The organism is Sphingomonas sp. (assembly GCA_019635535.1).
Taxonomy (GTDB): Bacteria; Pseudomonadota; Alphaproteobacteria; order Sphingomonadales; family Sphingomonadaceae; genus Allosphingosinicella.
On the sequence record JAHBZH010000001.1, the window covers coordinates 1,368,419 to 1,394,904 of the forward strand.

Genomic DNA, 26,486 nt, shown 5'->3' on the forward strand with positions numbered 1-26,486 from the left:
GAACCGATGCGTTACCTACCCCTGTCCGATCATGACCGGCGCGACATGCTGGCCGCTGTCGGGGCCAAATCGATCGACGATCTGTTCACCGACGTACCGGAGGCGGCGCGGCTCAAGGGCACGATTCCGGGATTGCCGGACCATGCCAGCGAGCTGGCGGTCGAGCGGCATATGGGCGCACTGGCCCGCAAGAATATGGTGGCGGGAGACGTGCCCTTCTTCCTCGGCGCGGGGGCCTATCGCCATCACATCCCGGCGAGCGTCGATCATATCATCCAGCGCGGCGAATTCCTGACCAGCTACACGCCCTACCAGCCGGAGATCGCGCAGGGCACGCTCCAGGCCCTGTTCGAGTTCCAGACGCAGGTCGCGCGGCTCTATGGCTGCGAGGTCGCCAACGCCTCCATGTATGACGGATCGACCGCCTGCTGGGAGGCGATCGCCATGGCCGCGCGGGTGACGCGGCGGAAGAAGGCGATCCTGTCGGGCGGGCTGCATCCGCATTATGTCTCGACCGCGAGGACAATGGCGAAGTTCACCGGCGACGTGCTGGAGACGGCGCTGCCGGAGCTTTCGGCGGAGACCGATCTCGCCCGGCTGGCGACGGCGATCGACGGCGAGACGAGCGCGGTCGTCGTGCAATATCCCGACATCCTCGGCCGGATCGAAGACCTGTCCGATCTGGCGGCGAAATGCCATGCGGCGGGCGCGCTGCTGATCGCGGTGGTGACGGAGCCGGTGGCGCTGGGCGCTTGTCGGGCGCCGGGCGAGATGGGCGCGGACATCGTGGTGGGCGAGGGCCAGGCGATCGGCGTCGGCCTCAACTTCGGCGGGCCTTATGTCGGCTTGTTCGCGACGCGCGAGAAATATGTGCGGCAGATGCCGGGGCGCCTCGCCGGCGAGACGGTGGACGCGGCGGGCAAGCGCGGCTTCGTGCTGACACTCTCCACCCGCGAGCAGCATATCCGGCGCGAGAAGGCGACCAGCAACATCTGCACCAATGCGGGCCTGTGTGCGCTGGCCTTCTCCGTCCACATGACCCTGCTCGGCGAGAAGGGCTTGCGGCAACTGGCGGCGGTCAATCATGCCAAAGCGGTCGCGGCGGCGGAGCGGCTGGCGCGGGTGCCGGGCGTGACCCTCGTCAACGAGAGCTTCTTCAACGAATTCACGCTGAAGCTGTCGAAGGAGGCACGGCCGGCGGTACGCGCGCTCGCCGATGCGGGCGTGCTGGGCGGCGTGTCGCTCGGACGGCTCTATCCGGGCGAGGCGGCGCTGGCCAACGGGCTGATCGTCGCTGTCACGGAAACGGTGACGGACGAGGATGTCGAAGCCTTCGCCACGACGCTGGAAGGAGTGCTGGCATGACGATCAACCGGAGCGGCTGGCGGCCCGAAACGAGCGCGGCGTCGAACGACGATGCCGGCGCGACCTTCACGGGCAATCGGGCGCTGATGCTCGAGGAGCCCTTGCTCTTCGAGATCGGTGATACGCGGACGACGGGCGTGGATTTCGATCTTCCCTCTCCCCTTGCGGGAGAGGGACAGCCGGCGCGCAGCGACGGCAGGGTGAAGGAAACTTCATCTGTCACATCCCCTCACCCCAACCCCTCTCCCGCAGAGGGGAGAGGGGCTAGCCGCCTCGGCGGCCTCGATCGCAACAAGGAGATCGGGCTGGCCGGGCTGACCGAGCCGCAGACGGTCCGGCACTATACCCGCCTCAGCCGGCAGAATTACGCGATCGATCTCGGACTGTTCCCGCTCGGCTCGTGCACGATGAAGCACAATCCGCGATTGAACGAGAAGGTCGCGCGGATGCCGGGCTTCGCGGACGTGCATCCGCTCCAGCCGGTCGATACCGTGCAGGGCGCGCTGGGGGTGATCAACGAGCTGGCCGTGTGGCTGATCGAGCTGACCGGCATGTACGGCGTGGCGATGACGCCCAAGGCCGGGGCGCATGGCGAATTGTGCGGCATATTGTGCATCAAGGCGGCGCTGGAGGCGCGGGGCGAGGACCGCAAGGTCATCCTCGTCCCCGAAAGCGCGCACGGCACCAATCCCGCCACCGCCGCCTTCGCCGGCTTTTCCATCGAGAACATTCCGGCCAATGCCGACGGGCGAGTCGATCTCGATGCGCTGAAGGCGCGGTTGGGGCCGGACGTCGCGGGGGTGATGATCACCAATCCGAACACCTGCGGCCTGTTCGAGCGCGACATGAAGGCGATCTCCGACGCGGTCCACGCGGCGGGCGGCTATGTCTATTGCGACGGCGCGAACTTCAACGCGATCGTCGGCCGGGTGCGGCCGGGCGATCTCGGCATCGATGCGATGCACATCAACCTGCACAAGACCTTCTCCACCCCGCATGGCGGCGGCGGGCCTGGCGCCGGGCCGGTCGTGCTGTCCGAGGCGCTGGCGCCTTATGGGCCGCTGCCCTTCACCGAGCGCTATGCGGACGGGCATATCACCCTGGTCGAAGAGGAAACGGTCGGCGACCGCCATCCCGACAGCTTCGGGCGGATGAGCGCGTTCCATGGCCAGATGGGCATGTTCACCCGCGCGCTCGCTTACATCCTGAGCCACGGCGCGGACGGGCTCAAGCAGGTCGCCGAGGACGCGGTGCTCAACGCCAATTACGTGCTGAGGAGCCTCGAGGGCGTGCTCGACGCGCCGTTCGGGGCGTCGGGGCCGTGCATGCACGAGGCCCTGTTCAGCGACAAGGGCTTCGCGGGCGGCCTCTCCACGCTCGATCTCGCCAAGGGGCTGATCGACGAGGGCTTCCACCCGATGACCATGTATTTCCCGCTGGTCGTCCACGGCGCGATGCTGATCGAGCCGACCGAGACGGAGGGCAAGGCCGCGCTCGACCAGTTCATCGGCGCGGTGAGGAGCGTGGCGCAGCGCGCCAAGGCGGGCGACGGGCGCCTGAAGGCCGCGCCGGTCTTCGCGCCGCGGCGGCGACTGGACGAGACGCTGGCGGCGCGCAGGCCGGTGCTGGTCTACAAGGAGCCGGTGCAGGCGGCGGCGGAGTAGTACGAGACACATCTGCTTCGGGCGATGCCGCGAACCATGACCGCCGGCCAAAGGGGGGAGCCATGCGGACGACAATCTTCGCGATTCTGGGGCTGATCAGCGGGGCGCTCGTAGGCATTGCCGCGGCGTTTCTTCTCGTCGCGATCTGGTACGACGTGCTGGGATATGGCGCACAGGGCGGCGACGGCCTTTCGGGCCTGTCCAGTTTCATGGCGCTGGCGCTCCTGCTTGGGCTGGGCGGCGGCGCGGGCGGCGCGATCTGGCTGGCCCGGCGGGCCGGCGGCGGCGGACGGGCCAGATGGGTCGCTCCCGCCATCGTCGTGGCGCTGCTCGTCGTGGTACTGGGCCGCATACTCTTCGTCGGCATGATTTGAGTGTGACCGACGATGCCCGCCGCTCCGCGCCGCACGTTGCGCGCAATGCCGGGCCGATCGCCGATGTGCTGCGCGATGTCCTGCCGGCATACGGGCTGATGCTGGAGATCGCGAGCGGAACGGGCGAACATGCGCTTCATTTCGCGCGGACCTTCCCGAAACTGCTGTGGCAACCGAGCGATCCCGACCCGGCGGCGCTGCGCTCGATCGAGGCCTGGCGGGCGGAGGAAGGACTGTTCAACCTGCTCCCCGCCCTATCGCTCGACGCGCGCGCGGCCGAATGGCCGATCGAGGCGGCGGACGCGATCCTCGCCATCAACATGATCCACATCAGCCCGTGGTCGGCGACACAGGGGCTGATGCGCGGGGCGGGGCGGCTGCTGGCGGCAGGCGCGCCGCTCTATCTCTACGGCCCCTATCGGCAGGCGGAGGTCGAAACCGCGCCGAGCAACGAGGCGTTCGACGAATCGCTGAGGGCGCGCGATCCGGAATGGGGGCTGCGCGATCTGGCGGACGTGGTCGGCGAAGCCGAACGGCACGGCTTCGTTCTCGAAGGCGTGGTGCCGATGCCGGCGAACAACCTGTCGGTGCTGCTCAGGAAGAGCTGAGCGGCCGATCGAGGCGGTGGCCGGACAGGCGCAGCATCAGCAAGGTCCAGGCGAGGCCGAAGCTCCAGCCGGCGATCACGTCGGTAGGCCAATGAACGCCCAGCATGACGCGGGTGACGCCGATCGCCAGCGCCAAGGTGGCCGCCGCCCACATGGCCGTCGTCCGGCCCCGCGCGCCAAGCGGCAGCAGCACGGCGAGGCAGAGCCAGACCATCAGCGCATTGGCGGCATGGGCGCTGGGGAAGGACAGGTTGCTGATCATGACGAGATGTTCGGTGGAGTCCGGGCGCGGCCGGCCGATCAGAAGCTTCTGCATCTCGACCAACACGCGTCCGGACAACGTGATCGCGATCAGCAGCAGCGCCCCGCGCCCGTCGCGCCGCCAGGCCAGCCAGGCGGCGGCGAGCGCGGTAACGGGCAGGAGTATCGCCGCGCCGCCCAACTCGGTCAGCCAGCGCGCGGCGAAAGCGAGACCGGGATGCCCGCCGGCATAAGCGAATTCCAGCAGGTCGCGATCCGTTGGCGTGCCGCCGATCAGCAGCATCACGCCCCAGGCGAGGGCCAGGCCGGCAAGGGCGAAGGGCATCAGCCCGGGCGGACCGCGCGCCAGGCGGGTCCGGTGCCCACCGCTTCGATCGCCGCGCCGGTGACGCGGCCTTCATAGGTCCGCCGCCCGTCGCCGAGATCGGTGACGAAACGGATGCGATCGCCCGCGATCCGGCCATGCTCGATCCGCGCCGTGGCATCGCCGGCCGTCGCGGTGCCGCCGAAAGTCTGGAAGCTCTGGTCGATCGCGAGCGTGGCGGTGCGCCCGTTGGCGGTCAGCGTCCAGTTCCCGGCGATCCGGGCGGGCACGATCCACAGATAGACGGTCGAGGCGCCGACCGCCTGTCGCTGGTCGGCGCGCCAGTCGCCCATGTCGAAATCGTGGCTGACGACGCGCGCGCCGGGCTGCATTTCGGCAAGGATGCGCGGCCGGAGCTGCCGGTTGATCTCGCTGGAAAGATAGAGCGTAAGCACCTCCGCGTCGCCGAGCGGCGTGGTGAACAGGTCCTGGCGGCGGAATTCCACCCGACCGGTGACGCCCGCCGCGCGGGCATTGTCGTTCGATTCGCGGATGCGGGCCGGATCGATGTCCACGCCCAGCCCATGCGCGCCATGGCTGCGCGCGGCGGCGATCAGGATTCGCCCGTCGCCCGATCCCAGGTCGATCACGTCGTCGCCGGGGCGAATCTGGGCGAGCGCGAGCATCGCATCGACGACTTCGTAATCCGTAACGACATAGGCCGCGTCGAGATCGGGGCGCTCGCGCACGAAGCGCGCCGGGTTGAACTCGGCCGGCGCCTGCTCCGCCGGACGCGATGGGCGGAGCATCGCGAAGCCGGCCAGCACCGCCGATATGATGACCGCCCCCGCCAGAACGGCGCGAACCAACGGTCTTGAACGCATCGGCGACTCCCTTTGTGATGCAAAGACCTCTTTCCCTGCCGCGCGCACAATGTCACGACAAGCATTGTCGCAAGCGGGAGGACGAAGCGTGCAGGCGGACGAAACATCCGGTGAAGCGGGCGGGTTCCGCGAGGAAGCGCGGCTGACGCCGCTCCACTCGGACCAGATCAAGCTGCTGCGCATCCGCTTCGTGCTGGCGGCGCTGGCGGTGCTGGCTCCGATCGCGCTGCTCGATCTGGCGCCTTTGCGCGAGACGGCGCTGCCCCTGGGCCTGGCCCCCGGCATCGTCGCGTCGCTCGCTTTGGTCGCGGTCGCGATCCTGCCCGGGCGGCGCTACCGGGCCTGGGGCTATCGCGAGGGCGCGGACGAGATTCTCATCCGCTCCGGCCTGTTCAAGCGGGTGAAGACGGTCGTGCCGTTCGGCCGCGTCCAGCATATCGATATCGCGCAGGGGCCGGTCCAGCGGCGCTACGGTCTCGCCACGCTCATTCTCCACACCGCCGGGACGCGCGGCGCGGCGGTGCCGTTGCCCGGCCTCGCTCTGGCCGAGGCGGAACGGATGCGTGATGCGATCCGCGCCCAGATCCGGCAAGATCTGCTGTGAGCGACAAGATGGCCGAACCGCGCCGGCTTCATCCTGCGACGCTCGTCGTCCGCTGGCTCAAGATCGTGCCGCAAATGCTGGCGGCGTTTATCGGCCTCACCGTGGCCGTGATGAAGGAAGGGGTTGGCGGCGCGCTGCTGACGGCGGTGCTGCTGCTCCTGGCGGGCGGCGTCTTCGTCGCGCTCGCCTGGTGGCGCTTCACCTATCGGGTCGAGGCCAACGAAATCGTTATCGAGAAGGGCGTGCTGCAGCGCCAGCGCCGGGTCATCCCGTTCGATCGGGTGCAGGACATCGCGATCGAGCAGCCCTTGCTCGCGCGCATCTTCGGCACGGCCCGGGTGACGGTGGAGACCGGCGGATCGGACAAGGAGGAAGGCCGGCTCGACATGATCGGGCTGGGCGACGCGCGGGCGCTGCGCGACCGGGTGCGGCGCGGCAAGGCGGGGGCGCCGGCGGCGGCGGACGCGGTGGACGCGCCGCCCGCCGAGGAGCCGCTGCTGTTCGCGATGGATGTGCCCCGGCTGCTGCTCGCCGGTTTGTTCAACTTCTCGCTGGTCTTCCTGGCGGTGATCGGCGCCGTCCTGCAATATCTCGACCAGCTCGGGCTGGTGGAATGGAACCAGTGGTTCAACTCCGAGCGGGCCGATCAGGCGCTGCACATGGCGACGATGGGGACGGTGGCGATCCTGGCGGTCGCCCTTATCCTCGCTGGCATGGTCGCAGGCGTGGTGCGGATGGTTTCGGCCAATTTCGGTTTCCGGCTGACCCGGGCGGCGGCAGGCTTCCGGCGCAAGCGCGGGCTGGTGACGCTGACCGACGTGGTGATCCCGCTGCGGCGCACGCAGGTCGCCCTGATCGAAAGCGGGCCGTTGCAGCGCCTGTTCGGCTGGCACGCCTTGTCGTTCCAGACGCTCGGCGCCGACCGCAAGGAGGGCGGCGTGCAGATCGCCGCGCCGTTCGCACGGATGGCGGAATTGCTGCCGATCCTGGCCGAAGCGGGCTTTCCCGCGCCGCCGCCGCGCACGGAATTTCACGGGGTGCCGCGCCGGGCGCTGCTGCGACGGGCGGGGCCGTGGCTGGCGTTGGCGGCGATCGCGACCGGCGCGGCCTTCGCGATCGAACCGCTCGCGGGGCTGGGCGGCGCGGCCTTGCTCGCTCTCGCTCTCGCCGCCGTGCTGCGCTGGCGCAAGCATGGGCATGCGCTGGACGATCGTGCGCTGTTCGTGCGGCATGGCTTTCTCACCCGCCGGCTGTGGATCATCCCGTTCGAGAAGGCGCAGACGATCAATGTGTCGCGCGGCCCGCTGCAGCGCCCGCTCGCGCTGGCGAGCCTGCTGGTCGATACGGCGGGTGGGTCCGGCCTCTACAATCAGGCGATCGTCGATCTCGATGCGCGGGATGCGGAGCGGCTGGCCGACCGGCTGCTCGCGCTTTTCTATCCGGCGCGGGCCAGGGCGCGGTTGCAACCGCAATGAAACGGGACTGAAATAGGGGGCGATGGCCGTGATGCGTGCCTTGCCTTTCCCTCGCGCCGCCGAACACGGCTTCACGCCCCTTCGGCGTTCCGCCGAACACGGCTTCACGCCCCTTCGGCGTTCCGCCGAACACGGCTTCACGCTTGTCGAAATGATGGTCGTGCTCGTCATTCTCGGTCTCGCGGCGGCGGCGGTCGTGCTGGTCATGCCGGAACCGGGCGGGAGCGTGCAGGCCGAAGCGGAGCGCTTCGCGGCGCGGGCCAAGGCGGCGCGCGACATGGCGATCGTCGAGGCGCGGGCGGCGGCGATCGAGGTGGGCGGCAATGGCTATGTCCTGTCGCGCCGGCAGGAAGGCGAATGGCGCGAGACGGCACGCTATGAATGGATACGCGGCACCAAAGCTGAGGGCGGGCGCACCCGTTTCGACACGACCGGGCTGGCCGATCCGCTCTACGTGATGCTGCGCCGGGGCGATGCTCGTGCGGCGATCGAGATCCGAAGCGACGGGACGATCCATGTCCGGCGATAGGCGCTGCGAACAGGGCTTTACCCTCATCGAGATGCTGGTGGCGCTCGCGATCTTCAGTCTTGCGGCCTTGGCCTTGCTCCGGCTCGGCGGGGCGACGGCGGCGAACAGTGCGCGGATCGGCGAGCAGAATCTGGCCCGGATCGTCGCCGCCAATGTCGCCGCCGAGACGCTGACCGATCCGGCCGCGCCCGCCTTCGGTACGATGACCGGCGAGGCGCTGAACGGCGGCCGGCGCTGGAGCTGGACGCGCACCGTCGCGCGCTCGCCCGAGGCACGCATCCAGCAGATCGAGATCGCCGTCGCCGACCTGGACGGCGGCCCGGGCCGGGCACGGCTGACGATCTTCCGGCGGGCGGACCGATGAGGCCCAACGGCTTCGAGTCTTCTCGGCGTTCCGCCCAACAGGGCTTCACGCCCCTTCGGCGTTCCGCCGAACACGGCTTCACGCTGGTGGAAATGCTGATCGCGCTGGCGATCTTCGGGATGCTGACGGCGGCGGGGGTGGCCCTGCTGTCGGTCAGCGCGCGGACGCAGGAGACGGCGGACCGGCTGCTCGCCGAGACGGGCGAGGTGCGGCGGCTCCAGGCGTTGCTGACTGCCGACATGGCGCAGGCGGCGCCGCGCATCCATCGCGACGGCGACGGGCGACCGCAGCGCGCTTTCACCGGGGCCAGCGGCGAGCAGGAGATGCTCATGGCCTTCGTCCGGCGCGGCTGGAGCGCGGGCGACGAGGGCGCGGCGCTGCAGCGGGTCGGCTATCGGCTGCGCGGCGGGGTGCTGGAGCGGCTGGCCTTCGAACGGGTCGACGGCGGCGGCGGGGCGACGATCGTGCCGCTGATCGACGGCGTAAGCGTGGCGCGGCTGCGCTATCGCGATGATCGCGGCGAATGGCGCGATGCCTGGGACCCGGCCGACGGCACGCGGCTGCCGGCGGCGATCGAGCTGGTGACGGACAGCGCGCGACACGGGCTGCTGCGGCAGGTCTTCGTGGTGGGGACGGGCCGGTGAAGGTGCCGTGGAAAGAGCGCGGCGCGGCCCTGCTGGCAGTGCTGCTGCTGGTCGCCGTTACCGGCGCGATCGCGGCGGCGGCGATGGAGAAATTGCGGCTGTCCCGCGCGGTGGCGGCCAATACCTATGCGCTCGATCAGGCGCGGGCCCATGCGAACGGCATCGCCGAGCTGGCCCTGCTCACCATCGACGATCTGCAATCGCAGGACCGGGACAAGACCACCTTGGCCGGTGGCTGGCAGGGGAGCGTGCGGCAAATTCCGCTGCCGGACGGCGGGCTGGCGAGCGTGCAGGTTCGCGACGGCGGCAATTGCTTCAACCTCAACAGCGTGGTCGAGGGCGATCCGCGCACAAGGCTGGTCCGGCGCAATACCGGCGTGTCGCAATTCGCCGGGCTGATGATGCTGACCGGCATCGGCGAGGGCGAGGCGCGGCGGATCGCCGAGGCGGCGGCGGACTGGGCGGACAGCGATTCGATCTCCGCGTCCGCCGGGGCGGAGGACGCGGCCTATGGCGGCGGTGCGGCGCCGTTCCGTGCGCCCAACACCTTGTTCGCCGATGTCGGCGAGGCGCGGGGGCTGGCGGGGATGACTCCTGAGATTTTCGCGCGGCTGCGGCCGTGGCTGTGTGCGCTGCCGGTGGCGAGCCTGTCGCCGCTCAACGTCAACACGCTGACCGAGAATCAGGCGTCGCTGCTGGCGATGTTGGCGCCCGGCCAGATCGACGTGGCCCGCGCCCGGCGGATCATCGCGGCGCGGCCGGCGGCGGGGTGGGACACTATGGTCGATTTCTGGCGCACCGAATCGCTCAGCGAGCTGGCCGTGCCGCTGGACGCGCAGCTCCAGCCGCAGGTGAAATCGTCCTGGTTCGCGCTCGACGTGCGGGTCGCATTGATGGGCGCCGAATTCGCCGAGGACGTGCTGGTCGATGCGCGGATGGCGCCGGTGCGGCTGTCGGCGCGAAGCTGGCGCGAGTAGATCAGCCCCGCGCGTCGAGCCTGCGGCCCAGCGCGACGAAGAGGGTGATGAACACCGGCACCATCACGATCGAGAGCACCACCTTCGCGACCATCTGACCCGCCAGCAGCCCGGCGATCGGGAAGATGCCGTAAAAGGCGATGGTGATGAACAGGAAGGTATCGACGATCTGGGAGAGCACGCTGGCGATCGCACCGCGCAGCCAGACCCAGGAGCCGACACCCGGCGCGCCGTCCGCGCCCTTGCCGCGCAGGGCGGTGAAGATGGTGACGTTGAGGATCTGGGAAATGCCGTAGGCGATGATGCCGGCGAGCCAGATGCGCGGTGTCGCGCGCATCATCAGATCGAAGGCGGCGAGGCGGTCGGGCGCCATTTCCGGCGAGGCGGGCAGCGCCAGCACGAGCGTCGTCAGCAGCATCGAGAAGAGCAGGGGCACGAAGCCGATCAGCACCAGCTTGTTGGCGACCGGGCGACCATACAGCTCCGCCACCGCGCTGGAGGTGATGACCAGGAAGAGGAAGGCGAAGATGCCGGCCTCGACCGCCAATGGTCCCAAGGCGACCTGCTTGTTGCCGAGCACGCCGGCGATGCAGACCATGCCGCCGTAGAAGATCGCGAACCAGAAGAGCGCGGGGCGCATCGGCAAGGTGGAGCTGTCGTTCATCACGACGACGTAACCGCTTTCGCCGCGCGCAAAAAGGGCTTTCCGTTCCGCCCGGTTCCGGCCATCTAGCAGAGGTGATTGAGACGAGACTGGATGTGCTGGCGATCGGCGACGCCGTCGTGGACGTGATCGCCACCGCCGAAGACGATTTCCTCGCGGAAGAGGGGCTGGTGAAGGGGTCGATGCAGGTGCTCGACGCCGCCGGCGCGACGCGCCTCTATGCGCGGATGAACCAGGCGCGCGAGACGAGCGGCGGATCGGCGGCGAACACGATGGCCGGCGTCGCGGCTTTGGGCGGGCGGGCCGGCTTCGTCGGGCAGGTGGCGAAGGACCAGCTCGGCGAGATTTTCGCCCACGACATCCGCGCCCTCGGCGTCGAATTCGCGACCCCGCCGATCGATGCGGGCGAGCCCACCGGCCGCTGCCTCATTCTGGTGACGCCCGACGCGCAGCGCACGATGAACACCTTCCGCGGCGCGGCGCACCAATTGTCGGCCGACGCGCTCGACGAAGCGCAAATCCGCGGCGCGGCGATCCTCTATCTGGAAGCCTATCTGTGGCGCTCGCCCGGCCCGCGCGCGGCGATGGAAAAGGCGATGGCGATCGCCCATGACGCGGGCCGCAAGGTCGCCTTCACCCTCTCCGACATCGCCTGCATCCAGCCGCACCGGGCCGAGATCATGGCGATGCTGCAATCGGGCGCGATCGACATGCTGTTCGCCAACGAGGCGGAAATCCGCTCGCTCGCCGACACCGACGACAATGAGGCGGCGATCGCGGCGATTGCGGCCACGGTGCCCTTGCTTGTCGTCACCTGCGGCGAGAAAGGCGCGCTGGCGGTGGCGAATGGGCAGCGGGTGTCCGTGCCGATCGCGCGGATCGGCCGGGGCGTGGTCGATACGACCGGCGCGGGCGACCTCTTCGCCGCCGGCTTTCTGGTCGGTCAGGCGCAGGGCAAGGATCTCGAGGCATCGCTCCGCATGGGCGCGATCGCGGCGGCGGAGGTGATCTCCCATTTCGGCGCGCGCCCGGAGGCGGACCTGCGCGAGCTGGTGGCGGCGGCATGAAGCGTTTGGCCGTTTATTGCGGGGCCTCGATGGGGACCGATCCGGCTTTCGTCGAGACGGCGCATGTGCTGGGCCGGATCATGGCCGCGCGGGGCATCGGCCTGGTCTATGGTGGCGGACGGCTCGGGCTGATGGGCGTGGTCGCCGATGCGGTGATGAAATCGGGCGGCGAGGCTTATGGGGTCATTCCCCGGGCGCTGATCGATCTGGAGGTCGCGCATACCGGTCTGACCGAATTGCACGTCGTCGACACGATGCACGAGCGCAAGGCGCGGATGACCGATCTCGCCGACGCCTTCGTCGCCATCCCCGGCGGCATCGGCACGCTGGACGAATTGTTCGAGGCGTGGAGCTGGAACGCGCTCGGCTATCATGCCAAGCCTTTCGCCCTGCTCAACGTCGCCGGTTTCTGGGACGGGATGATCGGCTTTCTCGATCATGTGACGACGAGCGGCTTCATGTCGCCGGCGCGGCGCGGGCAATTGCTGGTCGCCGACGGGATCGACGAAGCGCTGGACAAGCTGGACGGCGCGATCGCGGCGGCCGAACGCAAGATGGTCTGGTAAAAGCCGGGCCGGGGGGAGGGACCATGAACCGCTATCTGATCGGCATTGCCGGCATCGCCCTCATTCTGGGCATCGCCTTCCTGCTCTCCTCCAATCGCAAGGCGATCCGGCTGCGCGTCGTCGGCGCGGCTTTCGCGCTGCAGGCGGGCCTTGCCTTGCTTGTGCTCGGCACGCCCTGGGGTCAGCGCGTGATCGGCGCGATGTCGGCCGGCGTCTCCAACCTGCTCGGCTATGCCAAGGCGGGCACCGACTTCATCTTCGGCCCGCTCGCTTCGCCCGAAATGGGTGCGAACAGCTTCGCCATCGCCGCGCTGCCGGTCATTATCTTCTTCGCCTCTTTGATCTCGATCCTCTATTATCTCGGCATCATGCAGCTCATCATCAAATGGGTGGGCGGCGCGATCCAGCTCGTGACGGGGATCACCAAGGTGGAATCCCTGGGCTCGGCGGCGAACATCTTCGTCGGCCAGTCGGAAAGCCCGCTGGTCATCAAGCCCTATCTCGCCAACCTCACCCCGGCGCAGCTCTTCTGCATCATGAGCGTCGGCATGGCGGGCGTCGCCGGCACGATCCTCGGCGCCTATGCCAGCATGATCGGCCCGCACCTGCTGCCCTATCTGCTCGCCGCCAGCTTCATGTCGGCGCCGGGCGGCATCCTGATGGCGAAGATCATCATGCCGGACGATCCGGCCTCGGTCGGCATCGAGCCCGAGCCGATCGACGAGGCCGAGCATGGCGAGGAGCGCCCGGCCAACATCATCATGGCCGCCGCGATGGGCGCGCAGACCGGCGTCAAACTGGCCGTTGCGGTTGGTGCGATGGTACTCGCCTTCGTGGCTCTGGTCGCGCTGGCCAACGGCCTGCTCGGCGGGATCGGCGGCTGGTTCGGCTATCCCGAGCTGTCGTTTCAGCAGATCCTCGGCTGGGTGTTCCAGCCGGTCATGTACATGCTCAATGTGCCGTGGAACGAAGCGGGGCAGGCGGGCGCATTGTTCGGGACCAAGGTGGTGCTGAACGAATTCGTCGCCTTCATCGATCTCGGTGCGGCGCAGACGGCGGGAACGCTGTCGCCCGCGACGATCGCGATCGTCACCTTCGCGCTCTGCGGCTTCGCCAATTTCAGCTCGATCGCGATCCAGATGGCGGTGACGGGCGGGCTGGCGCCCAACCAGCGTCCGATGATCGCCAGGCTCGGCCTGAAGGCGCTGGCGGCGGGCAGCCTTGCCAACCTGATGAGCGCGGCGCTGGCCGGGCTGATCCTGTCGGCCTGATCGGGCCGGCATTGGAATCGGCGCCGCAAAGGACTAGGGTCCGGACTCATAACTGGCAACGGCCGTGACGGGATGGATTTCGGGTCGGGGCAAGGAGCGAGGAGGGAGCGATGCTTTCGCATCGTGACCGACGAGCGACGCAGCCCTGGCGCGAAAGCCGCCCGCCGCTTCGCGGTCGTCCGGAGAAGGCCGCCGGCCGCGTCGGTCGGCTGGACCGGGCCACCAGCCCGGCCTGCACCGCTCTCCTTGCCGGCGGCCTTCTCCGGACGATCCCGGCCATTGCCAGTTATGAGTCCGGACCCTAATTTCGCACCATGACCGATATCGCTTCCGCTCCCGCCACCGTGGCGTCCGTCTCGCTGCTCGATTCCGCCCGCGACCCCGAGGGTTTCGCCGAGCGGCTGGGCGGCTCCTTCGCCCGCTACGGCTTCGCCATCATTTCCGATCACGGCATCCCCGCCGATTTGATCGCGCGCGCCGAGGAGAAGGCCAGGGCCTTCTTCGCTTTGCCCGAGGAGGTGAAGCGCACCTATCACATCGCCGGCGGCGGCGGCGCACGCGGCTATACGCCGTTCGGCATCGAGACCGCCAAGGGCGCGAACGCCTACGATCTCAAGGAATTCTGGCATGTCGGGCGCGAGCTGCCCGAGGGCCATCGCTATGCCGACGTGATGGCGCCCAATCTGTGGCCGAAGGAAGTGCCGGGCTTCAGGGAGACTTTCCTGGAGCTCTATGCCGCGTTCGACACGGCGGGGCTGCGCATCCTGGAGGCGATCGCCCGCTATCTCGGCCTCGCGCCGGACTGGTTCGAGGACACGGTGGCGGACGGCAATTCCGTCATGCGCCTGCTCCATTATCCGCCGACGCCGGGCGACGGGCCGAACGTGCGGGCCGGCGCGCATGAGGACATCAATACGATTACCCTGCTGCTCGGCGCCGAGGAAGCGGGGCTGCAACTGCTCGACCGCGACGGCAACTGGCTGCCGGTGACGCCCAGGCCCGGCGAGCTCGCCGTCAATATCGGCGACATGCTGCAGCGGCTGAGCAACCGGAAGCTCGTCTCGACCACGCACCGGGTGGTCAATCCGCCGCCCGAGCGGCGCGGCTTCTCGCGCTATTCGATGCCCTTCTTCCTGCACTTCCGCCCCGATTTCCTGATCGAGACGTTGCCGAACTGCATCGATGCGGAACATCCGGACCGGTTTCCGGAGCCGATCAGTTCGCACGATTATCTTCTGGAGCGGCTCCGGGAGATCAAGCTGGTCTAGGCCCCATCCGGCCTTTGTCCTTCGGCGGCGCTCGGCTTCCCTCCGGCGGCTTGCGCTGACCCAGCCCTTGGAATGTAGGATTTCCTCTGTCATCGTTGCTGCGAATCGCGGGCTCTGCCCCGCGCGGCTCCTTGAACTGTTCCTCCCCACATTCCTTGCCCTGGATACCCTTGCGGGGGAGAGGCCCCTCCCCGACGTGGCGTCAACTTAGTCAACTTCCACACGCTCCGAAGCGGGGGGAGGCCGCGAGGCGGATGCCGGCCGAGCTAGCCCGCGTCCTTGAGGTTGGCCGGACCGAAGCCGTGCGGGATCAGCTCGGAGATGAGATGGATGGCCGTTTCGGTGCCGTCGCCGTCGGAGGATACCACCTCCAGGTCGCGGCCCGACAACTGGGCGGCTTCCAGGATCGACTGGCGGCAGCCGCCGCAGGGGGTGACGAGCGCGGCGCCGTGGAGCGCGCCGTCCGCGCCGACATGACCGCCGGCGACCGCGATGCGTGCCACCTTGTCCAGACCGAAAGCCTGGCTGGCGGCGGTGAGGGCCGCGACCTCGGCGCACACGCCCAGCCGGTAGCAGGCATTTTCCATGTTCGATCCGACGACGATCTCGCCGTCCACCGACTCGATCGCGCAGCCGACCGAGAAACGGGAATAAGGCGCGTAGGCGGCGAGCGCGGCCTGGCGGGCGCGGGCGACGAGCGGATCGGTCATGCGTGAACCATAAGCATCGCGCGGGCAAAAAGAAGGGGCCGCCGCGAGTATCCCCGCGGCGGCCCCGATCTCTTGTCCGAAGCGGCGACCTAGAAGCCGACGACCAGGGTGCCCATGATCGCGCGCGGCGCGCCGATCTGGGAGAAGGGCACGGCCGTATCGAGCAGGTTGGCGCCGAAGCCGCCGACATAGAGCTCGTCGAACACGTTGCTGATGTTGAGCTGGAAATAGGTGTCGTCGTTGAGACCGGCCCAGCCGAGCGGTACGCGCACGTCGAGATCGACGATGTTGTAGGCCGGCGTGCGCGTCGGATAGACGATCGTGGTCGTGCCGTTGCAGTCGATCGAGTTCACGAACGAAACGCTGCACTGGCGGATCGGCTGGTTGACGTCGTTCACGTAACGGCCGCCGGTGCGCTTGAACTGAACGCCGACCTCGACCGGACCGAGCGTGCCCTGGATACGGCCGCCGAAGGTGTAGACCGGCGCGCCGCCTTCACGCTGTCCCGATGTGAGCGCGAAGATCGGCGAGCCCGCGCTGCCCGACGGGCAGCTCGCGCTGACCGTCGCCGAGCAGACGCCGACCTGGACGTCGTCCTTGATGTCCGACCACAGATAGGAGCCGAAGACGTAGACCTGCAGCTGCGGCAGCGCCTGCCACATCACATAGGCATCGAGACCGTATTTATCGACGGTGCCGAGGTTGCGGTAGACGTTGCGATCGAGCTCCGGATCGTAGGTCGTCGCCAGGCGATCCTGGAAGCGGGTGAACCAGAACGAGCCCTGGGCGACGATGTTGCCCGAACGATAGCGAAGGCCGACGTCGAAATTGTCGGTCGTCTCCGGCCGGGGCTGCGCTTCCGGCGTGTTCGCCGGGAAGAAGAAGCTGTTGTAGAGATTGTCCGTGCCCGGCACCTGCAGGCCGCGCGAATAGTTCGCGAAGATGTTCGCGCGCGGCATGAACTCGTAGGTGAAGCCGATATTCGGCAGGATTTCGTCATATTTCAGCACGCGACGCTGCGGGCCCTGCACCGGCTGGATGCCGCCCGCGCCGGTGTTCACGGTCGGGTTGTTGGCCAGCCAGGCCTGCAGGCCGGCCGTGTTGGTGCCGAAACATTCGACGAAGCCGGTCACGCTCGACGTGGCGCAGAAATTGTTCAGGTCGCGCTCGAAGAAGGGCGCGCGCAGGCCGGCATTGACCACCAGGCGCCCGTCCGCGAATTCGCCGCGATATTCGCCGGCAATCTGATGCAGGGTCGCGAAGGACAGGCGATCGCGCTTCTGCAGGATGTTCCCGCCGCCATCGGCCAGGGGGTTGTTGACCGGGAAATAGGGGCCGACGCCATTGATGTTGAGCAGGCCGACCTCGCCGGTCTGGCGATGGCGGGCGCGATCGTAGCTGTAGGCGATGCGGACCGTGTGATCGTCGCTGATGTTCCAGCGCAGGCCGGCGATGACGCCGTAACGATTGGTCTGCGTCTGGCTGGGCGCGAGCACGCGCACGGTGTCGAGCAGATCGCCGTCGCCGTTGAGATCGCGGCCGAAATAGGGCGCGCCGCCGATATAGCCGGTCTGACAGCTGGTGTTCACCGCGCCAGGGTTCAGCACGCAGAAGTTCGGCGTCGCGGTGCCGCCGGCCGGATTGACGTCGCGGAAGCCTTCCTGGCCGACGACGGTGCCACCGCCATTGGCCTTCACATACTGGAAGCTCGGATCGACGGTCAGGACAAGGCCGTCGGCCAGCGTGAAGCGCGAATTGATGCGGATGTTGCCGGTGTTGGACGGGTTCCAGCGCTCGTCGAAGGTCGAACCGCAGCTGTTGGCCACGTCCTGGATACCCTGGCGCGCGACCTGGTTGGTCGTGCAGGCCGCGACGTTATAGAAACGCTCGTCCTCGGTGATCGGGAAACGCCGCGGCGGCGAGCCGGGATTGCCGATCGCGCCGTCGATGCGCAGCGGCACCGAGCCGAAGAAATTGTTGCGGTTCTGATTGTAGTGCGCGGCGATCGAGACGAAGTCGCCGTTCGAGCCGATCGGCTGGTAGACGCGCGCGTTGTACTGCTGCTTATAGATCTGACCGAAGCCGTTATAGACATTGTCGTTCATCGCCATGCTGGCGGAGAAGAAGGCGCGGGTGTCGAGGGGACCGAACCGGCCCGTGTCGATCACGCCGAAGGTGCGGAAGAAGCCATATTCGCCCACCGAGCCCTGGATGCGGACGCGGAAATCCTCGAACGGCAGGCGGGTACGATAGTTGACGGTCGAGCCGGTCGCGGCCGCCGTCGGGCTGTCCACGTCGGTCGAACCGAGGCTGACATTGACCTGGGTGATCAGCTCCGGATCGAGCTGCTGGTTCGAATAGAGCGCGTAATTGCCCGAGTCGTTCAGCGGCACGCCGTCGAACGTCTGGCTGATGCGCGTCGAATCGAAGCCGCGGATGTTGAGCGTGCCGCCGGCGGAGCCGTAGGGATCGTTGTTCTGGAAGCTGACGCCGGGCAGCGCATTGATCACGTCGTTGATGGTCTGGCCGGGCGCCTGGCGCTGGATGAATTCGGAGCCCAATGCGGCGCGCGAGCGCGAGGTCGCAGGCGCCTCGACGCCGCCGACATCGGAAGAGCGCGTGCCGGTGATGACGATCGCGCCTTCGTCTTCGAAGTCCACCGTTCCCGTGGATTGAGCCCATGCGGCGCCGGGCATTGCGATAAACGTGGTCGCACAGAGTAGAGCAAATTTTTTCATGATGTGATTCCCCCAGCGCCGATATTGGCCTGTTGCGGGCGCCTTTAACAATAGCTTTTTTACGGTTCAAAGACTCATGCCGCGATGCAGCAAGAATCTCCAAGGTGTGGCATTTGCGCCGCGCATTTGCAGCCCCCTTGCCGGATCAACGGAAGGGCGGTTCGTCGAATGCGCGCAATTTGCGCGAGTGGAGCGTGGCGCCGTCGCGCTTCAGGATGCGCAGCGTCTCAATGCCGATTCTGAGGTGCTGGCTGATCGCCCGCTCATAGAACGCATTGGCCTGGCCGGGCAGCTTGATCTCGCCGTGCAGCGGCTTGTCCGAAACGCACAACAAGGTGCCGTAGGGGACGCGAAAACGATAGCCCTGTGCCGCCACCGTCGCGGATTCCATGTCGATCGCCACCGCGCGCGACTGGTTGAAGCGCCTTGCCGAAAGCGTGAAGCGCAATTCCCAGTTGCGGTCGTCGGTGGTGACGACAGTGCCGGTGCGCAGGCGCCGCCGCAGCTCCTGTGGCGTCTCGCCGGTCACTTCTACCGCAGCCGCCGACAGCGCCTGCTGCACCTCGGCGATGGCCGGGACCGGCACTTCGATCGGCAGCACGTCGTCCATGACATGATCGTCACGCAGATAGGCGTGGGCCAGCACATAATCGCCGATCGACTGGCTAGGCCTGAGTCCCCCGCAATGGCCGATCATCAGCCACACTTCCGGCCGCATCACCGCGAGATGATCGCAGATCGTCTTGGCGTTGGACGGGCCGACGCCGATATTGACGAGCGTGATACCGCCGCCATTGGGCGCGATCAGGTGATAGGCCGGCATCTGGTGGCGCCGCCAGCCGCCCTCGGCGACCTGGGCCACCGCGTCCGGCATGTCCCTGGTGACGAACACGCCGCCCGCCGCCGATAGCGCCTCATAGGGGCTGTCCGGCTGTTTCAACTCGTCGACCGCCCAGCGGACAAATTCGTCGACATAGCGGACATAGTTGGTGAACAGCAGGTAGCGCTGCGTGTGCTCCGGCGGCGTGCCGGTATAGTGCTTCAGGCGTGCGAGGCTGAAATCGACGCGCGGCGCATCGAACAGCGACAGCGGGCGCGCGCCGCCCGGCCCCTCGACCCACTCGCCGTCGGCCAGTTCGTCGCCGATATGGGAGAGCTCAGTGGTTGGGAACCACAAGGCCAGATCTGCCGCCCGTGCGCCGTCGAGACGCAGATCATCGGTGCCGTCGAGGACGTAGGGATAAGGGATCTCGCTCACCGAGCGACCAACCGAAATGTCGATGTCATGGTCCGCGATCAGATAGCCGAGCTGCTCGGCCAGATATTTGCGGAACAGCCAGGGCCGCGTCACGCTGGTTGCATATTCGCCCGGCTGGTTGAGCCGGCCGAAAGCACGTGGCGGGAAATCGATCGTCCCGCCCTGGCGATGGACGATACGCAGCTCGGGATAGGCGAAAATCCCGTCCGCGCGCGCCGCCGGGTCGGGGCGCTCGCCCGACGTCAGGTAACGAGCCAGCGCACCGCGCAGGCTGGCGACCGATTCGTCGTAGATGGCGCAAAGCCCGTCGATCAGGCCCGGAATGTCGTCGATGCTGGTGGGCAAGCCCCATATCTCCCTGTTTCGCTCCCAATTCGGCGCGGCGCGCGCGCATGTCAAATCGCGCGGCGCGGCGTGTAAAAAATTTGATCTAGGTGAGAAAGGAAAGTGGTTAACGCGAGACTAAGCCAGGGGAGGGCCTGAGCTTGCGCAGATATCGCTACCGTACCGCCGCTTTGACCGGACCTTGGCGTGAGTCGCCGGACCTCGCCCTGCGCGACGCTGCCCGCGCGCGCCAGGCCCGGATCGAGGAGGGGTCGCCGCCCCGGGTGGAATGGACCGTTCCGGGCCGGATCGAGGAAGGCCGGGACGAGAGCGCCTCAGCGCGCTGACCCGTCCGCCTCGGCGGCAAGTCGCGCCTCCAGCCGGGCTTCGAACGCGTCGGCATAAGCGCGGCAGGCGACGGGATCGACATAGGGGTTTGGCGTTCGTCTCTCGCGCAGGCGCGCCAGCTTCTCTTCGCCGTCGGATTGGCCCGGATGTGCAGTCAGCAGGATATCGCACGGCACGGTCCGCAATCGCTGGAAGGTGGTGCGAAAGGCAGTCAGCGCCGCCGCATTGCGGGATTCGGAGAAATCATAGCCATCGGCCGCCAGCGGATTGAGGCTGGCGCCGAAAACGATATCGAGACAGACATCGCCCTCGCAGGAACGCCAGGACCAGCTCATGCTGCCCGGCGTGTGGCCGGGCGTGGCGCGCGCGACGATCTCGACATCGCCCAGCCGCAGCGTCTCGCCGTCGGCGAGCGCGCGCAGCCGCTGGACCGGCGGGAAGTCCACCAGCCAGGCCGCCTGCGGATCGTCCGGCCCGCTGCGGCCCCGGCGCAACACTTCTGCGGCCGCCATGCTCGCCACCACCGTGGCACCGCTGTCGCGCGCCAGTGCGGCGATGCCGCCGGCATGATCGAGATGCGGCTCGGTGCTGAGGATGTAGCGTATGTCTTCCGGGCGAAAGCCGAGCCGGCGGATATTGGCCTGGATCTCGCGCACCGCCTGCGGCACCGCGCCGTCGATCAGGATCAGGCCGTCGCCGCTGTCGATCAGCGCGATGTTGAGCCCCGCGAAGCCGACCAGATAGGTGTTGCCGTGGATGCGGATCGGTTCCTCCGGTCCGACCAGCCAGCGGGCCGCAGATTCGGGTGCGATCGGGCGGAGGAGCGGATCGTCGGCATCCGGCGCCTGTGCTGCGACGCTGGTGAAACTCGCCACACCGCATAACGCCAAGCCCGCAATCCACTTCATCGCCTATTCTCCTCGTCCCGGTTGATGCGGAAAGACTGGTCTTGGAGGCGTCGGCGCGCAAAGCATCATATCTCGACAGGGGCATGAAATTGATTCATGTTTGGGCATGGACCGTGCCCAGCTGCCGCTCAACGCACTGCGCGCCTTCGAGGCGGCGGCGAGGCATCTCAACTTCACCCGAGCGGCGGACGAATTGTGTGTGAGCCAGGGTGCGGTGAGCCACCAGGTCGCGCGGCTGGAGACGCGGCTCGGCGTGGCCCTGTTTCGTCGCCTGCCGCGCGGCCTGGCGCTGACCGACGAAGGGCAGGCGCTTGTACCCGTTCTGGCTGATGCCTTCGACCGAATGGGGGCGACGCTGGAGCGTTATGCCGACGGACGGCTGCGCGAGGTATTGACGCTCGGCGTGGTCGGCACGTTCGCGACCGGATGGCTGCTTCCCCGGTTGGCGGAGTTCGAGCGCGCGTTGCCGCATGTCGACCTGCGCGTGATGACCAACAACAATCGCGTGGACTTGGCTGGCGAAGGGCTGGACCTTGCCATACGCTACGGCGACGGAGCGTGGCACGGTACCCATGCCGAGCCGTTGATGGATGCGCCGCTGACGCCGCTCTGCGCCCCTGTCGTCGCCGAACGGTTGCGCGAGGCCGGTGCGCTGGCGCGGGAAGCCCTGCTCCGCTCCTATCGCGCCGACGAATGGCCGCGATGGTTCGATGCCGCCGGCCTGCCGTGCCCGAAGCTGTCCGGGCCGGTGTTCGACAGCTCGGCGCTGATGGCGGCGGCAGCGATCTCAGGCCACGGCGTTGCGCTCGCGCCGCCGGCCATGCTCTCGCGCGAATTGGCGGCCGAACGCCTGGTACGCCCGTTTGACATCGTGGTGACTCTCGGCGGTTACTGGCTTACCCGCCTCAAGTCACGGGCGGAAAGCGCAGCCATGCACGCCTTCCGGGACTGGCTGAAGCAACAGATCGCAATGATGCAAGGCTGATCCCTTGCGCTCCCGCAAAGACCGCGCCCCGATCTTTACCGAAAATTCAACAAAGGCCCGCATCATCGGACGCTGTTGATTATCGGTTTAGGGGAACCGCGATGACGCCCATCCGGGACGCGGACGCAAGCACGAAGGCGGATGCCGCTCTGATCGAAACGCTCGAGGACGGATCAGCCAGGCTGCGTGCCGCGGCGCGCGAGATCGAACATGCGCTGGCCGCGATCGACACCGCCATCGCCCTGGCCCGCCAAGCCTCGCTGCCCGCGCCGGACCGCGCGCTGGCGAGCCTGCTCGACGCGCAGCATGATCGGCTGGCGCGCACCTTGCTGCGCGCGCTGGGCAAGGATGAGGGTGCTTCTGAAGCCGCTCCCGCCGGCGCCTATCCCTTTCGCATGGACCCGGAGCAGCGCCTGGCACGGATCGGGCGGCGGCGCATCCCGCTGACCGAAAGTGAATATAAGGTGCTGGAACTGTTGTGGGAGCAGATGCCCTCGCCGGTCTCGCGTCTGACGATCGGCGATCGGCTCTATGCCGACCGCGAAGGTGTCAGCGAGGCCGTGATCGACATGTTCATCTTCAAGATCCGCTCCAAGCTGCGCAACGCCGGCTGCGCCGACGCCGCAATCAAGGCGATCCGCGGCAAGGGCTGGGTGCTGGACCTCGGCGACGGCGCGATGGAAGGCGATGCGGGAGAGGGATAAAGTCCGCATCCCATACACTTAGCCGTCACCCGACGGCGCGGCGGAAATTGTCATATCGAGAAATCGCTGGTGACCCCTACGGGACTCGAACCCGTGTTTTCGCCGTGAGAGGGCGACGTCCTAGACCGCTAGACGAAGGGGCCGTGCGCATGCGCTTTGCGGATGCGCGCATATGGGTGCGCGCGGTCCGCTGTCAAGCGAGTGTCGCGCGCGCCTCGCGGATCGCGGCTCAGTTTGCGGGCTTGTCTCCGGCGGCGGCTCCGTCGGAGGGCGGCGTGCCGCCGTCACCGGCCGGCATGTCGACCGGTGCAGCGCCGGCATCGGAGGGCTTGTCGCCCATCGCCTCGGCGGCATTGTCGGTGGCCGTTGCGAGATTCTCGGTCGCGGCGGCGGCATTTTCGGTCGCGGCGGCGAGATTGTCGGCGCTGTTGTCGGCCGCTTCCTGGCTGGTGCAGGCGGCGAGGGCGAGGGCGGCTGTGCCGGTGAAAGCGATGATCAGGCGATTCATTGTCGATCCCATTCATTGAGAAAGAGGATGCGTATTTAGCGCGAGCACGGGGCGGAAGGAAGAGGATGACGCCGCGTCGGGCTATAGCGGCTTTATCGCCAGCCTAAGCTGTGCTTAGATGCAGCACTTCATCGGCCCGGGGGTTCTTTTGATGAGAAAGCCGATCCATCGCCGCACATGTACGGGCGTGCCCGCGCGTCCGGCGCGGGCCTCCGGCAGCTGATCGGCACCATGGAGATCGTCCCCTTCCGCATCGAAAGCGGCGCACGCACACATGAAGGGCGCGTGCGCGATCATAACGAGGACAGCTTCTACGCCGCCGAGACCAACGGGCTATGGGCGGTGGCCGACGGCATGGGTGGGCATGAAGGCGGCGAATGGGCTTCCGCCAAGATCGTCGAGAAACTGGGCGAGATCGAGCCGGCCGAGGATTTCGACGCGGCCTGCGACGCGATCGAGGCGGCGATCCACAAGGCCAACCGGGCGATCCTGATCGAAGCGGGCAAGCGGCAGCGCCAGATGGGCTCGACGGTCGTGACATTGCTCATCCACGGCGGGCGCTACGCGATCCAGTGGGTCGGCGACAGCCGCGCCTATGTCCTGCGCGACGGCGAGCTGATCCAGCTCAGCCGCGATCACACCCAGGTCCAGGAAATGGTCGATCGCGGCATCATGCGGCCCGAGGAGGCGGTCGGCCATCCGATGGGCCACATATTGTCGCGCGCGGTCGGCGTGCGCGACGAGATGCAGGTGGACCGGGTGACCGGCGAGGTCGTGCCCGGCGACGCCTTCCTTCTGTGCAGCGACGGGCTGCACGGCTATGTCGAGGAAACCGATATCGGCCGTCTCCTCACCCGCGGCTCGCCCGACCGCGCGACCAGCGAGCTGGTTGAGTTGACACTCGCCAATGGCGCGCCGGACAATGTCACGGTGATCGCGATCTGGGCCAATGAGCCCACCCTCCTCTCCTTTCCGGAACCGGTGAAATCATGAGCGAAGACAAGGACAAGAAAGCGCCCGACGACGGCGAGGAACGCACCGTGTTCATGCCGTCCGGCGCGCTTGACGGGGCCGGGGCCACGCCTCCCGCGCCGGAAGGGGAGAGTACCGGACCGGAAGTGCCGACCGAAGCTGACGCGTCGGAAACCCCGGCATCCGAAGAATCCGAATCGCCGGCAACCGAAAGTCCGGCGGAGACGCCCGTCGATCCCGCACCGGCCCCGGCGCCGCCGCAGACCAGCGCCGGGGTGAGCCCGACCAATTTCACGCCCGTGGAAGGCGCGCGCGCGATCCAGATCGGCGACGTGCTCAATCATATCTTCGAGGTGAAGCGTTTCCTCGCGCGCGGCGGCATGGGCGAGGTGTTCGAAGGCGTGAACGTCAACACCGACGAGCGCGTCGCGATCAAGGTGATGCTCCCGGCGATGGCGGCGGACGAGAAGGTCGTCGCGATGTTCCGCAAGGAAGCGCGCACGCTCACCAAGCTCCAGCACGAGGCGCTGGTCTCCTACCGCGTGCTCGCGCAGGAGCCCAATCTCGGCGTGCTCTACATCGTCACCGAGTTCATCGAGGGCGTCGAGTTGGCCGACGTGCTCGGCAAGGTCGAGCGCTCGCCCGATGAGCTGGCCGGCCTCTTGAAGCGCCTCGCTTCCGGTCTCGGCGCCGCCCACAAGCTGGGCGCCATTCACCGCGACATGTCGCCGGACAATGTGCTGCTCGCCGGCGGTGACGTTCACCAGGCGAAGATCATCGATTTCGGCATCGCCAAGGATCTCGATGCCAGCTCTGCGACGATCGTCGGCGACGGCTTCGCTGGCAAGCTGAACTATGTCGCGCCCGAGCAGCTTGGCGATTATGGCCGCGAGGTCGGACCGTGGACGGACGTCTACAGCCTGGCGCTCGTCGTTCTGGCGGTGGCGAGCGGCAAGAACGTCAACATGTCGGGCTCGCTGGTCGATGCCATCGACAAGCGCCGCAAGGGGCCGGACCTGGCGGCCATTCCCGCCAATATCAAGCCGACCATCGAGGCGATGCTGCGGCCCGATCCCAAGGAACGGCTGCGCTCGATGGAAGACGTTATCGCGATGCTGGGCGGTGCGGCGGTCGCACCGCCGCCGCCCCCGCCGCCCGCGACGGGCCGGCAATCGGTGGCGGCGACGCCGAGCGGAGGGGGCGGGGCGTCCAAGGGCCTGCTGATCGGCGGCGTGCTGGCCGCCGCGCTCGCGGTCGGGGCCGGCGCCTGGTATCTGATGGGCGGCAATACCGGCGGCCTGATCCCGGGCATGGGAAACCAGGTCGCGGTCGCCAATCCCGGCGATCCGGTCGAGGCGGCGCGCGCTGCGGTCAATTCCGTCCTGCCGTCGGTCAGCTGCACCTGGCTCGACATCGCCGGGGTGGAAGGCGGCGCGGACGGCGTCCGCATCGCGATGCGCGGGGTTGCCGGCGATGCCGCCGCCGCCGAGCGCGAGATCGGCCAGGCGCTGACCGGCGCGGGACTCGCCAATGCGCGGCTCGATTTCGGCGATGTCGCCCCGATCACGCCCGCGGGCTGCGCCACCCTCGACACCTACCGCCAGGTGCGCGCCTCGTCCGACTATAAATTATCGGTGCCGCAGCCGCGCTTCGAGATGGTGATGCAGCCGCCCGGCACGCCTTATGCCGGCGAGAATGCCTCCAACACGGTGATCAACTTCAACTTCGCCGATGCCAGCCAGGATTTCGTGATCGTCGGCATTGAGCCGTCGGGCGTCATCACGCCGCTGATCCCGAATCGCGCCGGATTCGATGCGCTGGTCGCCAATTCCACCAATGGCCGGCCCATCACCAATGACGGCAATGGCCGCTACCGGCTCAACATCGATCTCGACCATCAGGGCTGGTCCGGCATCATTCTGATCACTGGCCAGGGACCGTTCGACGCCGCGACCGTCGCGCCGCCGGTCGGCGCGCGCGGGCCGTCCTGGCAACAGCAATTCCTGTCGGCCGCCGCGCAGGGCAATTGGCGGGTTGAGATGGTCTGGTTCGAATCCGTGGACCGCGAAGCGAACAGCGGCGGGCCGGTACTCGACACGATGGGAGGCACGCCGCCCTCGGACGGCAACAAGGACTAAACAC

The 26,486-nt window shown here is 67.9% G+C and carries 27 protein-coding genes and 1 tRNA gene; 19 read left to right on the forward strand and 9 right to left on the reverse strand.

Going from position 1 to position 26,486, the window contains the following annotated elements:
* The first annotated feature begins 6 nt into the window (after nt 1-6).
* The 4 genes from gcvPA to KF780_07070 all read left to right on the forward strand — a co-directional run bounded on the left by gcvPA (nt 7) and on the right by KF780_07070 (nt 4,011).
* A complete protein-coding gene (gcvPA, locus tag KF780_07055) occupies nt 7-1,365 on the forward strand; it encodes an aminomethyl-transferring glycine dehydrogenase subunit GcvPA (protein MBX3561559.1) in 1,359 nt (452 codons plus the stop codon).
* A complete protein-coding gene (gcvPB, locus tag KF780_07060; protein MBX3561560.1) occupies nt 1,362-3,029 on the forward strand; it encodes an aminomethyl-transferring glycine dehydrogenase subunit GcvPB in 1,668 nt (555 codons plus the stop codon). Before gcvPA ends, gcvPB begins: the two co-directional genes overlap by 4 nt.
* Nucleotides 3,030-3,091: 62 nt before the next feature.
* Nucleotides 3,092-3,403: a hypothetical protein gene (locus KF780_07065; protein MBX3561561.1), complete on the forward strand. Its 312-nt coding sequence runs from the start codon at nt 3,092-3,094 to the stop codon at nt 3,401-3,403.
* On the forward strand, nt 3,328-4,011 hold the full coding sequence (locus tag KF780_07070; GenBank protein MBX3561562.1) for a DUF938 domain-containing protein: 684 nt from the start codon (nt 3,328-3,330) through the stop codon (nt 4,009-4,011). The genes KF780_07065 and KF780_07070 overlap by 76 nt, the downstream gene beginning before the upstream one ends.
* On the opposite strand, the gene KF780_07075 is transcribed toward KF780_07070, so the two are convergent.
* Nucleotides 3,998-4,597, reverse strand: coding sequence for a phosphatase PAP2 family protein (locus KF780_07075; GenBank protein MBX3561563.1), 600 nt, complete (start codon nt 4,595-4,597; stop codon nt 3,998-4,000). The two genes, KF780_07070 and KF780_07075, sit on opposite strands and share 14 nt — an antisense overlap.
* Nucleotides 4,597-5,460 carry a class I SAM-dependent methyltransferase gene (locus KF780_07080; protein MBX3561564.1) on the reverse strand — a complete coding sequence of 288 codons (864 nt, stop codon included), beginning with the start codon at nt 5,458-5,460 and terminating at the stop codon, nt 4,597-4,599. Before KF780_07080 ends, KF780_07075 begins: the two co-directional genes overlap by 1 nt.
* A gap of 88 nt (nt 5,461-5,548) precedes the next feature.
* Between KF780_07080 and KF780_07085 the strand changes: the two genes are divergently transcribed.
* From KF780_07085 to gspK, 6 genes are read left to right on the forward strand one after another with little or no spacing between them, the layout of a single operon-like run.
* A complete protein-coding gene (locus tag KF780_07085) occupies nt 5,549-6,064 on the forward strand; it encodes a PH domain-containing protein (GenBank protein ID MBX3561565.1) in 516 nt (171 codons plus the stop codon).
* Nucleotides 6,061-7,539: a PH domain-containing protein gene (locus tag KF780_07090; GenBank protein ID MBX3561566.1), complete on the forward strand. Its 1,479-nt coding sequence runs from the start codon at nt 6,061-6,063 to the stop codon at nt 7,537-7,539. Before KF780_07085 ends, KF780_07090 begins: the two co-directional genes overlap by 4 nt.
* A gap of 22 nt (nt 7,540-7,561) precedes the next feature.
* Nucleotides 7,562-8,068, forward strand: coding sequence for a prepilin-type N-terminal cleavage/methylation domain-containing protein (locus tag KF780_07095; GenBank protein ID MBX3561567.1), 507 nt, complete (start codon nt 7,562-7,564; stop codon nt 8,066-8,068).
* Nucleotides 8,055-8,432 (forward strand): type II secretion system minor pseudopilin GspI, encoded by a 378-nt coding sequence (gene gspI, locus KF780_07100; GenBank protein ID MBX3561568.1) that lies wholly within the window; start codon nt 8,055-8,057, stop codon nt 8,430-8,432. The genes KF780_07095 and gspI overlap by 14 nt, the downstream gene beginning before the upstream one ends.
* A complete protein-coding gene (gspJ, locus tag KF780_07105; protein MBX3561569.1) occupies nt 8,429-9,076 on the forward strand; it encodes a type II secretion system minor pseudopilin GspJ in 648 nt (215 codons plus the stop codon). The genes gspI and gspJ overlap by 4 nt, the downstream gene beginning before the upstream one ends.
* Nucleotides 9,073-10,053, forward strand: a complete 981-nt coding sequence (gene gspK / locus KF780_07110) for a type II secretion system minor pseudopilin GspK (protein MBX3561570.1) — start codon at nt 9,073-9,075, stop codon at nt 10,051-10,053. Before gspJ ends, gspK begins: the two co-directional genes overlap by 4 nt.
* Before the next feature lies 1 nt (nt 10,054).
* Here gspK and KF780_07115 read toward each other — a convergent pair whose 3' ends face one another.
* Nucleotides 10,055-10,717, reverse strand: a complete 663-nt coding sequence (locus KF780_07115; protein MBX3561571.1) for a queuosine precursor transporter — start codon at nt 10,715-10,717, stop codon at nt 10,055-10,057.
* Here KF780_07115 and KF780_07120 point away from each other — a divergent pair.
* From KF780_07120 to KF780_07135, 4 genes are all read left to right on the forward strand, one after another.
* Nucleotides 10,600-11,784 (forward strand): adenosine kinase, encoded by a 1,185-nt coding sequence (locus KF780_07120; GenBank protein MBX3561572.1) that lies wholly within the window; start codon nt 10,600-10,602, stop codon nt 11,782-11,784. The genes KF780_07115 and KF780_07120 overlap by 118 nt on opposite strands.
* The gene (locus tag KF780_07125; protein ID MBX3561573.1) at nt 11,781-12,350 is read left to right on the forward strand and encodes a TIGR00730 family Rossman fold protein; all 570 of its coding nucleotides are present in this window, start codon (nt 11,781-11,783) and stop codon (nt 12,348-12,350) included. The genes KF780_07120 and KF780_07125 overlap by 4 nt, the downstream gene beginning before the upstream one ends.
* Nucleotides 12,351-12,373: 23 nt before the next feature.
* Nucleotides 12,374-13,621: a NupC/NupG family nucleoside CNT transporter gene (locus tag KF780_07130; protein MBX3561574.1), complete on the forward strand. Its 1,248-nt coding sequence runs from the start codon at nt 12,374-12,376 to the stop codon at nt 13,619-13,621.
* 314 nt (nt 13,622-13,935) lie between these two features.
* Entirely contained in the window at nt 13,936-14,889 is a 954-nt protein-coding gene (locus KF780_07135; GenBank protein ID MBX3561575.1) for an isopenicillin N synthase family oxygenase, read from the forward strand.
* Between the two features lie 266 nt (nt 14,890-15,155).
* Here the strand turns inward: KF780_07135 and KF780_07140 are convergent, their stop codons facing one another.
* From KF780_07140 to KF780_07150, 3 genes are all read right to left on the reverse strand, one after another.
* Entirely contained in the window at nt 15,156-15,599 is a 444-nt protein-coding gene (locus KF780_07140) for a cytidine deaminase (protein MBX3561576.1), read from the reverse strand.
* A gap of 89 nt (nt 15,600-15,688) precedes the next feature.
* Complete coding sequence (locus KF780_07145) at nt 15,689-18,337, reverse strand: TonB-dependent receptor (protein MBX3561577.1); 2,649 nt, start codon at nt 18,335-18,337, stop codon at nt 15,689-15,691.
* 145 nt (nt 18,338-18,482) lie between these two features.
* A complete protein-coding gene (locus tag KF780_07150; GenBank protein ID MBX3561578.1) occupies nt 18,483-19,940 on the reverse strand; it encodes an AMP nucleosidase in 1,458 nt (485 codons plus the stop codon).
* 140 nt (nt 19,941-20,080) lie between these two features.
* Between KF780_07150 and KF780_07155 the strand changes: the two genes are divergently transcribed.
* The gene (locus KF780_07155) at nt 20,081-20,266 is read left to right on the forward strand and encodes a hypothetical protein (protein MBX3561579.1); all 186 of its coding nucleotides are present in this window, start codon (nt 20,081-20,083) and stop codon (nt 20,264-20,266) included.
* On the opposite strand, the gene bla is transcribed toward KF780_07155, so the two are convergent.
* Nucleotides 20,255-21,175 (reverse strand): subclass B3 metallo-beta-lactamase, encoded by a 921-nt coding sequence (gene bla, locus KF780_07160; protein ID MBX3561580.1) that lies wholly within the window; start codon nt 21,173-21,175, stop codon nt 20,255-20,257. The genes KF780_07155 and bla overlap by 12 nt on opposite strands.
* A gap of 106 nt (nt 21,176-21,281) precedes the next feature.
* Between bla and KF780_07165 the strand changes: the two genes are divergently transcribed.
* Both KF780_07165 and KF780_07170 read left to right on the forward strand, forming a co-directional pair.
* On the forward strand, nt 21,282-22,160 hold the full coding sequence (locus KF780_07165; protein MBX3561581.1) for a LysR family transcriptional regulator: 879 nt from the start codon (nt 21,282-21,284) through the stop codon (nt 22,158-22,160).
* A gap of 101 nt (nt 22,161-22,261) precedes the next feature.
* Nucleotides 22,262-22,864, forward strand: coding sequence for a winged helix-turn-helix domain-containing protein (locus KF780_07170; protein MBX3561582.1), 603 nt, complete (start codon nt 22,262-22,264; stop codon nt 22,862-22,864).
* Between the two features lie 67 nt (nt 22,865-22,931).
* Here KF780_07170 and KF780_07175 read toward each other — a convergent pair.
* Nucleotides 22,932-23,007: transfer RNA gene (locus KF780_07175), tRNA-Glu, on the reverse strand.
* Between the two features lie 86 nt (nt 23,008-23,093).
* On the reverse strand, nt 23,094-23,372 hold the full coding sequence (locus tag KF780_07180; GenBank protein ID MBX3561583.1) for a hypothetical protein: 279 nt from the start codon (nt 23,370-23,372) through the stop codon (nt 23,094-23,096).
* A 231-nt stretch (nt 23,373-23,603) separates the two neighbouring features.
* Here KF780_07180 and KF780_07185 point away from each other — a divergent pair, with 231 nt between their 5' ends.
* Nucleotides 23,604-24,365, forward strand: a complete 762-nt coding sequence (locus KF780_07185) for a serine/threonine-protein phosphatase (protein ID MBX3561584.1) — start codon at nt 23,604-23,606, stop codon at nt 24,363-24,365.
* Nucleotides 24,362-26,482, forward strand: coding sequence for a serine/threonine protein kinase (locus tag KF780_07190; protein MBX3561585.1), 2,121 nt, complete (start codon nt 24,362-24,364; stop codon nt 26,480-26,482). The genes KF780_07185 and KF780_07190 overlap by 4 nt, the downstream gene beginning before the upstream one ends.
* Nucleotides 26,483-26,486 lie beyond the last annotated feature (4 nt).